Raw genomic sequence first — 686 nt, 5'->3', positions numbered from 1 at the left:
TTTTTTTCACCCAAGGGGGTTACTTTTTTCATTTTCCCCGTATATACCCATAGACACACACAATACACAATTTATTTGTACACCTGTTAATTAAAAGCCTTCTTCACACCAGAAGGCTTTTTTATGCCCTTTTCTATTTTTTTCCCATTCCACCCAGACATTACCTCACTACAAAAGGACAAATTATGCGGTTATTCATTTGAAATTTTGATTTAGTTAATCAGCTCCTCTTGAAAAGCCCCCAATAAAGATGTTCTTACGTGAAATTAGCTTTTTTTATGAAATCAAAAATAGTTATTTTCAATACTTAAATAAGGCCATTAATTCATTTACAAAAACCTTGGTACTTCGAAAAAAGGATTCTACTTTTGTGCCGATAAAAATTCTTAGTTGAGAATAATTCTTTTTTAAAAAATCGTCTCTCAAACAAATGACATATGATTCCATCAGGCAAAAGTTATTGAGTATTGGCTTAAAAGCAACTCAACAACGAATTAACATCTACGATACGTTGATGCGCCTAGGAAATCATCCAAGAGCGGAACAAGTGTACGAAGAAGTTCGTAAAAATAACCCAAGTATTTCATTGGCTACAGTGTATAAAACATTGGACACCTTTGTTTCTAAAGGCCTTATACATAAAGTATTCACCCAAGATGATTATATGCGTTATGAAACCAATACAG

1 protein-coding gene is annotated in these 686 nt (G+C 32.8%); it reads left to right on the top strand.

All coding sequences use genetic code 11. The annotated features are described in order from the left end of the window. Positions 1–430 precede the first annotated feature (430 nt). A partial coding sequence (locus E1171_RS00430; protein ID WP_187696114.1) for a Fur family transcriptional regulator occupies positions 431–686 on the top strand: 256 nt, incomplete at its 3' end.

This window comes from Xanthovirga aplysinae, from assembly GCF_009711365.1.
Classification (GTDB): Bacteria; Bacteroidota; Bacteroidia; order Cytophagales; family Cyclobacteriaceae; genus Xanthovirga; species Xanthovirga aplysinae.
This window is presented reverse-complemented; position numbering and strand designations above follow the sequence as displayed.